Raw genomic sequence first — 10,025 nt, forward strand, 5'->3', positions numbered from 1 at the left:
GCTCCGTACTACCTGTTTTCGGCCAGCGTGGTTAACGGGGCGCCTAAGATCAAAATCAAGATCAAGATCTACAGCACGGCGGCCTGAAAGCCGACCTGAGTGGTTGGATCAAAGGCAGTTACGTGTAGGAGCGGGATTGCTGGCGATGCGGGCGCCTCGGTTGATCAGTGGCACTGAGTCGATGCCATCGCCGGCAAGCCAGCTCCCACAGAAAAGCAGATCAGCTTGTGCTGTAGATCTGCTTCTGCTCTGCGCTCTTGATCTGCTTCAACCACTCAGGTCGGCTACTAGGCCGCCGTGCTGTAGATCTTGATCTCAGGCGCCCCGTCAAACACGCGGGCACACCGAGCCTAGGCGAGGTGCCGAGTATTGGGGCAAGAGCATTTGGTTACTTTGGGCTGGGCCGGCATTCCGGCTCTTTTCCAAAAGTGACTCGCCGTAAGGGCGAAACCATAGGCGGCCGTGACCGCAGCACCGGATATGTACCCAACCAACGTGAACAGCCCCCCTACCCCCCCGCAATCCGCTTAAGCCCCACCACCATCAACCCCGCCCCCACCCCCATCGCCAACAAAAACAACGGATAAGACACCCACCACGGCGTCCCCGCCGTCATCATGCTGAACTCCGACATCCCGCCAATACTCGCAATCAAATTCAACGGCAAAAACACCACGTTGATCAACGTCAGCTTGCGCAGCAGGTTATTCATACTGTTGTTCATCAAATTGCCACGCGCGTCGATCAACCCGGAAAACACATTCGAATAAATCTCCGCCTGTTTGTAGCACTGGTGATTCTCAATGATCAGGTCATCAATCAGCCCCAACACCTCAGCACTGAAATGCTCCTTCTCAGCATGGTTACGCAACCGCGACAACACCGCGCCATTGCTGTGCAGCGCGTTGATGTAATAGATCAGGCTCTCGCTGAGGCTGAACATCTGCATCAAGTGATGGTTACTCATGGACGCGTTGAACTGTTGCTGCAACTCCCGCGCGACCAGCTTGATCACCTTTAGGTGGCCCAGGTAGTGGTGAATGTTATTCAGCAACAGGTCGAGCAATACATCCAACGGCGTGTGCAACGGCCGGCGTTTGCCGAGCCCGCTCAGCGGGGTTTCGTCGGGGGCGATCACCAGCAGGCGGCCGGGTGAAAACAGCAGCCCGCAGGACGAGACTTCGAACACCAGGTTGCCGCCACCGGAATAGTTCTCCGGGCGTTTCCAGATCAGGAACAGGTTGTCGGGGTGGAACTCGATGCGTGAGACTTCATCCGGGTCGAGCGCCGAGGCCAGTGCGTGCTCATCCAGCTTGTGGTGGTCACGCAACCATTCACGTTCGGCCAGGTCGGGGTTGTTGAACAACAGGATCGGGGCGTCGTCGCTATCCCCGCTGCACAACGTTCCATCGGTCAGTTCAAAGCGCTGGATCATCGCGACTCACCAGACCTGGCCCTGACGCTTCAACTCCAGGCGCCGTACAAATTCCTCAAGCACCAGGCCATACAGGTCGTCTTGCAGGTAGGCGTCTTCGATACCGGCATCCATGTTGGGGTTGTCGTTGACCTCGATCACCACCACCTTGTCGCCGGACTGCTTGAGGTCGACCCCGTAGAGGCCGTCGCCGATCAGGTTGGCGGTCTTGACCGCCAGCTCCACCACCGCCTTGGGCGCTTCATGGACCGCCAGGGTGCGGCACTCGCCGTTGATGTCCTGGCCGATGGCCTTGTGGTTGTAGATCTGCCAATGGCCCTTGGACATGAAGTACTGGCAGGCAAAGATCGGTTTGCGGTTGAGCACGCCGATGCGCCAGTCGTACTCGGTGTAGAAGAATTCCTGGGCCAGCAGCAGTACCGAATGCTCGAACAGCTCGGCGGTGGCTTTTAGCAGGGCCTCCTGGCTTTCAACCTTGATCACGCCACGGGAGAAACAGCCATCGGGGATTTTCAACACCAGCGGAAAGCCCAGGCGCTCGCCGACCCGCTCAAAATCTTGCGGTCGCTCCTTGTAGAGAATCTCGGTGGCGGGCATGCCCAGTTGATGGCTGTTGAGCAGGTCGGTGAGGTAGACCTTGTTGGTGCAACGCAGGATCGACGCCGGGTCGTCCATCACCACCAGCCCTTCGCTTTCGGCTTTCTTGGCGAAACGGTAGGTATGGTTGTCGACGCTTGTGGTCTCGCGGATCAGCAAGGCGTCGTATTCGGCCAGGCGTGCGTAGTCCTTGCGCTCGATCAGCTCCACATCTATGCCCAGGCCCTTGCCCACACGGATAAAATTGTCCAGGGCTTTGGCGTTGGAGGGCGGCAACTGCTCCTGGGGGTCATGCAGGATCGCCAGGTCATAACGGGCCAGGCGGCGCGAACGCGGCTGGCGCCAGATTTTGCGGCTGAAGTTGTCGAGGGCGTGGGCAAACTGATCTTCCTGATCGTCGCGCAACTTGTGCAATACGCCGGACTTGACCCCTTCGATGTGCCAGCCGTTATTCTTTCTGAACTCAACTAACAAGATCGGGCACGGGAAGGTTTCAAACAACTGGCGGGCCAACTCCTGCAACGGCTCTATATTGGTTCGACCAAAATACAGTGTCAGGGTAAAGCCTTCGGTATTGCTGTAAAGATGATGATTCAAAGCTTTGTCGAGGGTTTTATCCAGGTCATCCAGCGACAAACCATACAGCGACTTTTTGGTCAGTTCGCTGATGGTGCGCACCGACGGAATCACCTTGTGCCCGCGCGCCTCAGCCAGCAGCGAGCAGTAGTAGCCATGCCCCAGGTACTTGTAGCTGCGGCATAGGTTGATCACCTGGACACGCTTGCCCGTCTCGCTTTCGCGGGTTTGCTCGAGGTATTCCTGGGCGGTGACGATGTCTTCGCTGGGGAAGTAGGAGGCCCAGTCTTCCTTGCGCTCGACAATAATCACGACCTGGCTGGCCCCTTTCGGTGGTACGGAAAAATAACCCTGATTAGTTATTGTCGCCGCGACAGTTTGCTCGGATACTTCACGCCAATGACCTTGTACCGCCGACATAATATTTGATCCGCTTTAGAGAACTCGACCTTTTCTATTAAGCACGATCTTTTAGAGAAGTCCCGTTTCGTTACGCAACTTTTACGGCGGTCATATGGCTCTTTTCTTTCGCGTTGCATTACCCGATGACGTGCCTGCATTAGTGGCACTGGAACAACACTGTTTCACTACCGACCGGCTCTCGGCGCGCAGTTTCCAGTGGATGGTCAGCCGCGCCCACGGCCAGTTGCTGGTGGCGGAACAGGACGAGCAACTGCTCGGCTATGCGCTGGTGCTGTTCCATCGCGGCACCTCGCTGGCGCGGCTGTACTCCATCGCCATCGCCGCCCACGCTCGCGGCATGGGCCTGGGCAAACAGCTGCTGAGCCGCATCGAAGCCTGCGCCGTGGAGCACGACTGCGCCTACCTGCGCCTGGAAGTGCGCACCGACAACCCCGGCGCCCTGGCCCTGTATGAACGCAACGGCTACCGGCGCTTTGCCCTGATCAATGACTATTACGAGGACCACAGCCCTGCCCTGCGCCTGGAAAAACGCATCCTCCAGCACCAGGATGCGCGCCCGCAAAGCGTGCCGTATTACCAGCAAACCACCGACTTCACTTGTGGCGCCGCCTGCCTGCTGATGGCAATGGGCGCACTGATGCCGGAGCGCCTCGCCGCACGCCGCGAAGAACTGCAGATCTGGCGCGAAGCCACCACCGTGTTCATGACCGCCGGCCACGGCGGCTGCAGCCCACAAGGCCTGGCACTGGCGGCGTGGCGCCGGGGTTTCAAGGTGCGGATGCAGGTGAACGTGCGCGGGCCGTTGTTTCTCGATGGCGTGCGCGACCTGCACAAAAAGGAGGTGATGCGCGTGGTGCACGAAGCCTTTGAAGAAGAGCTGGCCGGCAGCGACGTCCAGCAGGTATTCAGCGGCGCGCTGGATTTACCCCAGGTTTTGCAGGCGGGCGGGCAGCCGCTGGTGTTGATCAGCAGCTACCGCCTCACCCGCTCCAAGTCGCCGCACTGGGTGATCGTCACCGACTGCGATGACGATTTTGTCTACCTGCACGACCCGGACGTGGACCACAGCCAGCACCGTCAGCCCCTGGACTGCCAGCACCTGCCGGTCAGCCATGGGGCGTTCGAGCGCATGTGCCGTTTTGGCAACAACAAGTTGCGCGCGGCGGTGGTGGTCTTCAAGCCACCTGCTTGATCCCGGCCTTGGCTTCCAGCTCGCGCACCAGCGGCAATACACGTTTGCCGAAATACTCGACTTCCTCCTGGAAATGCAGGAAGCCCGCGAGCACCAGGTCCACCCCCACGGCCTTGAGCGCCACGATGCGCCCGGCGATTTGCTGCGGGGTGCCGATCAGGTTGGTCTTGAAGCCATCGTTGTATTGCACCAGGTCTTCAAAGCTGGACTTGGCCCAGTTGCCTTCGCCTTCCGGCGAGGCCTTGCCCGCCTGTCTGGCCGCGTCGCCAAACGCATTCACGGCTTCCGGGTCGGCCTTGTCGATGATTTCCGCAAGCACCGCGCGCGCTTCCTCTTCGGTGTCGCGGGCGATCACAAACGCGTTGACCCCGACTTTTACCGAATGGTTATTCGCCGCAGCCTTGGCGCGAATATCATCGACCTGAGCCTTGATGCCTTCCGGGGTGTTGCCGTTGGTGAAGTACCAGTCCGACACGCGCGCCGCCATGTCCCGCGCCGCGCGCGAACTGCCGCCCTGGAACACCTCCGGCTGGCCCAGCGGCTTGGGCTTGAGGGTGTAGTTGTTGAAGCGGTAGAAGTCGCCCTTGAAGGTGAAATCGTCCTGGGTCCAGATGCCTTTGAGGGCACGGATAAACTCTTCGGAACGGCGATAGCGCTCGTCGTGTTCCAGCCAGTGTTCGCCGATGGCCTGGAACTCGCCCTTGAACCAGCCGCTGACGATATTCACCGCGATGCGGCCATTGGTCAGTTGGTCGATGGTCGCCAATTGCTTGGCCGCCAGCGCCGGTTGCCACGGGCCGGGCAGGATCGCGGCGATCACTTTGAGGGTGGTGGTCGCCGCCAGCAGCGCATGGCTGAACGCCACCGACTCATGCTGGTTCTCGGCGCCGTAGCCGGCGGTGAAACGGATCTGTGTCAGCCCGTACTCGAAGCCGGCGGCCTCGGCCAATTGCGCCAGTTTGCGGTTGTAGTCGATGCCCCAGTGGGTGCGTTGCTCGATCTTGCTGACCACCAGCCCACCGCTGACGTTGGGCACCCAATAGGCAAATTTCACGGCTTGCTGACTCATCGAACGCTACCTCGTACACAGGGATGTACCCAGGGTTTGAGCAGCAAGCGTGCCAGCCACAGGCAAACGCCCACCCCATGCGGGCTGCACTGGATAATCGGGGATGGATGGGCTGGAACGCGCCTGTTGAGGATCGGACCGGTTTGTCGAATCACTGTTGCTGGGGCAACAGCAGGCGCGGCGATTGCCCTGTAAACACTGGGGCTGGCACCCGGCACGGAGTGTGCAATCACTCTCGGCATTGATCACTGCCCGGAGCCTCCTGCCATGACCGAACACCACGTCATCAACCCGCTGTCCACCGGCGTCGACTACCCGACCCTGGCCGCACGCTTTCGCCCGATCTTCCAGCGCATCGCCGAGGGCGCGGTGGCGCGCGAACAGACCCGCACCCTGCCCCACGAGCCGATCGAATGGCTGAAACAGGCGGGGTTCGGTGCCGTGCGCGTGCCGGTGGAATACGGCGGTGGCGGCGCTTCGTTGCCGCAGTTGTTCGAGTTGCTGATCGAACTGGCGGAAGCCGACTCCAACGTGCCCCAGGCCCTGCGCGGGCATTTCGCGTTTGCCGAAGACCGCCTGAACGCGCCGCCGAGTGCCGGTCGCGACCTGTGGTTCAAACGCTTCGTCGACGGCGATATCGTCGGCTGCGCCTGGACTGAAATCGGCGCGGTGGCCATCGGTGATGTGGTCACCCGGGTCAGTCCGGACGGTGAAAACTGGAAACTCAATGGCGAAAAGTTCTACAGCACCGGCAGCATCTTCGCTGACTGGATCGACGTGTACGCCCAGCGCAGCGACACCGGCGGCGATGTGATCGCCGCCACCCGCGCGCGGCAGCCGGGCGTGGTGCACAGCGACGACTGGGACGGCTTTGGCCAGCGCACCACCGGCAGCGGCACCTCGCGCTTTAGCGATGCAGTGGTGGAAGCCGAAAACGTGATCGACTTCGCCACCCGGTTCAAATACCAGACCGCATTTTACCAGTTGGTGCTGCTGGCCAGCCTGGCGGGGATCGGGCGCGCAGCGTTGCGCGATGTGGCCCATCAGGTGCGCAACCGCAAGCGCATCTACAGCCATGGCAATGCGCAGCATGTCAGCCAGGATGCGCAGATCCAGCAGGTGGTGGGCGAAGTCGCCGCGTGGGTCTACGCCGCCGAGGCCAGCGCGTTGAAGGCCGCCGTGCCGGCGCAACGGGCCTATCTGGCACGCTTTGGTGGGGACGAAGCCGCGGAGCGCGAGGCCAATGTGGCGGCCGAGATTGAGTCAGCGACGGCGCAGGTGGTGGTGTCGGAATTGATCCAGCGCACCACCAGCGAGTTGTTCAATGCGCTGGGCGCGTCGGATGTGCGCCAGGGCAAATCCCTGGACCGGCATTGGCGCAATGCGCGCACGGTGTCGTCGCACAACCCGGTGATCTACAAGGCGCGGATCGTCGGCGACTGGGTGATCAACGCGACCGAGCCGCCGTTTGTGTGGCAAATCGGCAACGGCCCGGCAAAAACCTGAAGCCGCGCGCGGTCAAAACTGTAGGAGGGGCAAGCCCTCTCCCACACTGGGATTGCGTGCAGTTTTAGAAGGCGAGTTTGTAGCCGATGGTCATCAGCATGATTGCCAGGCACGGGCGCAATACGCCGTCGGGGACTTTGCCGGTCATGTGGCTGCCAAGGTAGATGCCCGGCAGCGAGCCCATCAGCAAAAAGCCCAGCAGGTGCCAGTCCATATTGCCCATACCGGCGTGGCCCAGGCCCGCCACCAGGGTCAGGGGCACGGCGTGGGCGATCTCGGTGCCCACCAGGCGGCGCGTGGCCAGGAACGGATACAGGATAAACAATGCAACGGTGCCCAAGGCGCCGGCGCCGATGGAGGTCAGGGCAACCATGGTGCCCAGCACCGCACCGGTCACCACGGTCAACCCATTCAGGTTGCGCGGGTTCATGTGGTAGTCATCGCCCGCGTGCCGCTGAGCGAACGCCAACAAACGTTGCTTGAACAGGATCGCCAACGCCGTCAGCAACAACACAAAGCCCAGCGCCTGTTTGATCACCGCGTTCATCGCGCTGGGGTCGGTGTGCAGGCTGGCCAGAAACCACAGGGTCAGCAATACCGCCGGCACGCTGCCCAGGGTCAGCCAACCGGTAATGGTCCAGTCGATGTTCTTGTTCTTGCTGTGCACCAGCACGCCACCGGACTTGGTGATGGCCGCATACAGCAGGTCAGTGCCCACGGCCGTAGCCGGGTTGATGCCGAACCACAGCAGGATCGGGGTCATCAGCGAGCCCCCACCCACGCCGGTCATGCCCACGATAAAACCAACGATCAAGCCCGCAATGACAAAACCAAAATTACCCACTTCCATTACAACTACCCGCGGCCTTATAAATTTCTGGCCGCAGGATAGCGATTTTTCTTATAACGACTTATATCAATATGATCTGACTTTATGCCTTTTCTGCCAGTCGTTGACACACATAGGCCTGGGTCTGATAGGGAAAGGCCACGGTGTCCCGCCCACGCAAGTCGGGATGGGTGTCGATCAATTCATGCAACTGGGCCGTGACCTTGACCTTCTCAGAGTCCGGCAGCGCGGCGATAAAACTCACGGAGAGGAAACGATCCATGATCACCTCCTGGGGGCTGCCCACATGGTGATAAGGAAAACAGGTCATTTGCGGTGGGGAAAAATACTCACCGTTGAAGGCTTCGCGCCAGCGCCCGCTATGAAAACGCGGCGTGTCGCCCTCGTAGGGCGTGATGATCTCGGTGATCGCCGCGACCCAGCCCACGGTCTCGTCGCGCACATTCCATACCAGCCCGAGGCGGCCTTCAGGCTTGAGCACGCGGTGAATTTCCTGCAGCGCAGCCAGGGTAGAAAACCAATGGAAGGCTTGCGCGCACACCACCGCATCGGCGCTGGCGGTGGGCAGCGGGATGGATTCGGCGGTGCCCTCCACCAGGCGTACGTCCGGTAGCAGCTTGCGCAACTGCGCGCCCATCGCCGCCACCGGTTCGACCGCGATCACCGTCGGCGCCAGGGTGCTGAGCAGGCGCGTGAACTTGCCGGTGCCGGCGCCCAGGTCGATCACCGTGGACCGCGCGTCAACGCCGAGCACCTCGGCCAGCCAGCCCGTCAGTTGGCGTGGATAGCCCGGCCGGCCTTGGGCGTAGGTCACGGCCTGGGTAGAGAAACCTTGCTGAGCAGACGTGTGCACACCAGTCATTGCCAATCTCTCCTCGGGTAAAGCGGGGGCACAGTGTGCGCCTTCAAAACTTTATTTTCTAATTGCTGCATCCGATCGCGCCCGTGGTGGGTAGTCCTCACAGTAACCCCGCTGTTTTACTGAAACGGAGAAACACCCATGAACGCTAAAGCACTGCTCTGCCTGACCGCCCTGCTGGCCGCTGCCCCCAGCGCCTTCGCCCAGACCGGCTTGCCCGACAGCATCAAGGTACCGGCCGGCCATAAGGTGGCGCTGGAAACCACCGGCGTCGGCGAAATAACCTACGAATGCCGCGACAAAGCCAACGCCGCCGGCCAGACCGAGTGGACCTTCGTCGGCCCCAAGGCCGTATTGAATGACCGCAGTGGCAAGCAGGTCGGCACCTATTTCGGCCCGCCCGCCACCTGGCAGGCCAAAGACGGCTCGAAAATCACCGGCACCCAGCTCGCCGTGGCGCCATCGAGTGCCGGTAACCTGCCGTATCAACTGGTCAAGGCCAACCCCGCCGAAGGCAAGGGCGCGATGAGCGGCGTGAGTTACATCCAGCGGGTCGCGCTCAAAGGTGGCGTGGCGCCGAATGCCGCGTGCACCGCCGCCAACAAGGGAGCGCAGGAAGTGGTGAAGTACCAGGCCGACTACATTTTCTGGGCTGCCAACTGAGCAAACTCGGCTACGCTGCCTGTGGCGAGCAAGCGCACTCGCCACAGGGTTGATTGGGGAATGTACGTGTTTGATTACGAAGCGTGTTTGCTGGCCTGCGCCCGTGGCGATCAACGGGCGCTGCGCCAGCTGTATGAGCAGGAAAGCAGCCAGTTGCTCGGCGTGGCCATGCGCATCGCCCGTGACAAATCCCTGGCCGAAGATATCGTGCATGACGCGTTTATCAAGATCTGGCGCGGCGCCGCCAGCTTCGACCCCGCACGCGGCTCGGCGCGGGGCTGGGTGTTCAGCGTGACGCGCCATATGGCGCTCAATTACATGCGCAACCGCCATCGCGATGAGCCCTTGGGCGACGCGCATGAGCAACTTGCCGATTCCACCCGGGACACCTTTGAATTCACGGCCCGCGCAGGCCAGCTCCACACCTGCCTGGAACACCTCGACTCGGCCCGTCGCGCCTGCATCCTGCATGCCTACGTCGACGGCTTTTCCCACAGCGAAATCGCGCAAAAGCTGGGCACCCCGCTGGGGACCGTCAAAGCCTGGATCAAACGTAGCCTCACCGCGCTGCGGGAGTGCATGGCATGAACGAAACACTCGACGAACTGGCCGGCGAATACGTGCTCGGCACCCTGCCCCTTGAGCAGCGCGCCGAGGTGGAACAACGCCTGCTGCATGATGTGCCGCTGCGTGCGGCGGTGGACGCCTGGGAACAACGGCTATTGCCGCTGACGGCCCTGGCCGAACCGCTGCCACCCTCTTCCCGGCTGTGGCGGCGCATCGAACACACCCTGAAGCCGGCCGATCAGCCGGTGCCGTGGTGGAACCTGCTCGCGCTGTGGCGCGGGCTGGCCG

The 10,025-nt window shown here is 61.5% G+C and carries 10 protein-coding genes; 5 read left to right on the plus strand and 5 right to left on the minus strand.

What is annotated here, in order from left to right:
* Window positions 1–508: 508 nt before the first annotated feature.
* Together WBR57_RS11775 and WBR57_RS11780 are read right to left on the minus strand one after the other, a co-directional pair.
* Window positions 509–1,435, minus strand: a complete 927-nt coding sequence (locus WBR57_RS11775) for a magnesium transporter CorA family protein (protein ID WP_424083974.1) — start codon at window positions 1,433–1,435, stop codon at window positions 509–511.
* 6 nt (window positions 1,436–1,441) lie between these two features.
* On the minus strand, window positions 1,442–3,028 hold the full coding sequence (locus tag WBR57_RS11780; protein WP_424083975.1) for a RimK family protein: 1,587 nt from the start codon (window positions 3,026–3,028) through the stop codon (window positions 1,442–1,444).
* Between the two features lie 94 nt (window positions 3,029–3,122).
* Between WBR57_RS11780 and WBR57_RS11785 the strand changes: the two genes are divergently transcribed.
* Window positions 3,123–4,223, plus strand: a complete 1,101-nt coding sequence (locus WBR57_RS11785) for a GNAT family N-acetyltransferase/peptidase C39 family protein (protein ID WP_424083976.1) — start codon at window positions 3,123–3,125, stop codon at window positions 4,221–4,223.
* On the opposite strand, the gene sfnG is transcribed toward WBR57_RS11785, so the two are convergent.
* Window positions 4,207–5,292, minus strand: coding sequence for a dimethylsulfone monooxygenase SfnG (gene sfnG, locus WBR57_RS11790; protein ID WP_424083977.1), 1,086 nt, complete (start codon window positions 5,290–5,292; stop codon window positions 4,207–4,209). The two genes, WBR57_RS11785 and sfnG, sit on opposite strands and share 17 nt — an antisense overlap.
* A gap of 267 nt (window positions 5,293–5,559) precedes the next feature.
* Between sfnG and WBR57_RS11795 the strand changes: the two genes are divergently transcribed.
* Window positions 5,560–6,798 (plus strand): acyl-CoA dehydrogenase family protein, encoded by a 1,239-nt coding sequence (locus WBR57_RS11795; protein ID WP_424083978.1) that lies wholly within the window; start codon window positions 5,560–5,562, stop codon window positions 6,796–6,798.
* A gap of 64 nt (window positions 6,799–6,862) precedes the next feature.
* On the opposite strand, the gene WBR57_RS11800 is transcribed toward WBR57_RS11795, so the two are convergent.
* Together WBR57_RS11800 and WBR57_RS11805 are read right to left on the minus strand one after the other, a co-directional pair.
* Window positions 6,863–7,648, minus strand: coding sequence for a sulfite exporter TauE/SafE family protein (locus WBR57_RS11800; RefSeq protein WP_424083979.1), 786 nt, complete (start codon window positions 7,646–7,648; stop codon window positions 6,863–6,865).
* Between the two features lie 82 nt (window positions 7,649–7,730).
* Window positions 7,731–8,510 carry a class I SAM-dependent methyltransferase gene (locus WBR57_RS11805; protein WP_424083980.1) on the minus strand — a complete coding sequence of 260 codons (780 nt, stop codon included), beginning with the start codon at window positions 8,508–8,510 and terminating at the stop codon, window positions 7,731–7,733.
* A 138-nt stretch (window positions 8,511–8,648) separates the two neighbouring features.
* Here WBR57_RS11805 and WBR57_RS11810 point away from each other — a divergent pair, with 138 nt between their 5' ends.
* The 3 genes from WBR57_RS11810 to WBR57_RS11820 form a co-directional block, all read left to right on the plus strand.
* Complete coding sequence (locus WBR57_RS11810) at window positions 8,649–9,170, plus strand: DUF3455 domain-containing protein (RefSeq protein WP_424083981.1); 522 nt, start codon at window positions 8,649–8,651, stop codon at window positions 9,168–9,170.
* Between the two features lie 60 nt (window positions 9,171–9,230).
* Window positions 9,231–9,758, plus strand: a complete 528-nt coding sequence (locus WBR57_RS11815; RefSeq protein ID WP_424083982.1) for a sigma-70 family RNA polymerase sigma factor — start codon at window positions 9,231–9,233, stop codon at window positions 9,756–9,758.
* Window positions 9,755–10,025, plus strand: a 271-nt coding sequence (locus tag WBR57_RS11820) for an anti-sigma factor (protein WP_424083983.1), incomplete at its 3' end; no start/stop codon positions are given. The genes WBR57_RS11815 and WBR57_RS11820, both read left to right, overlap by 4 nt.

Source organism: Pseudomonas sp. (genome assembly GCF_049590575.1).
Taxonomy (GTDB): domain Bacteria; phylum Pseudomonadota; class Gammaproteobacteria; order Pseudomonadales; family Pseudomonadaceae; genus Aquipseudomonas.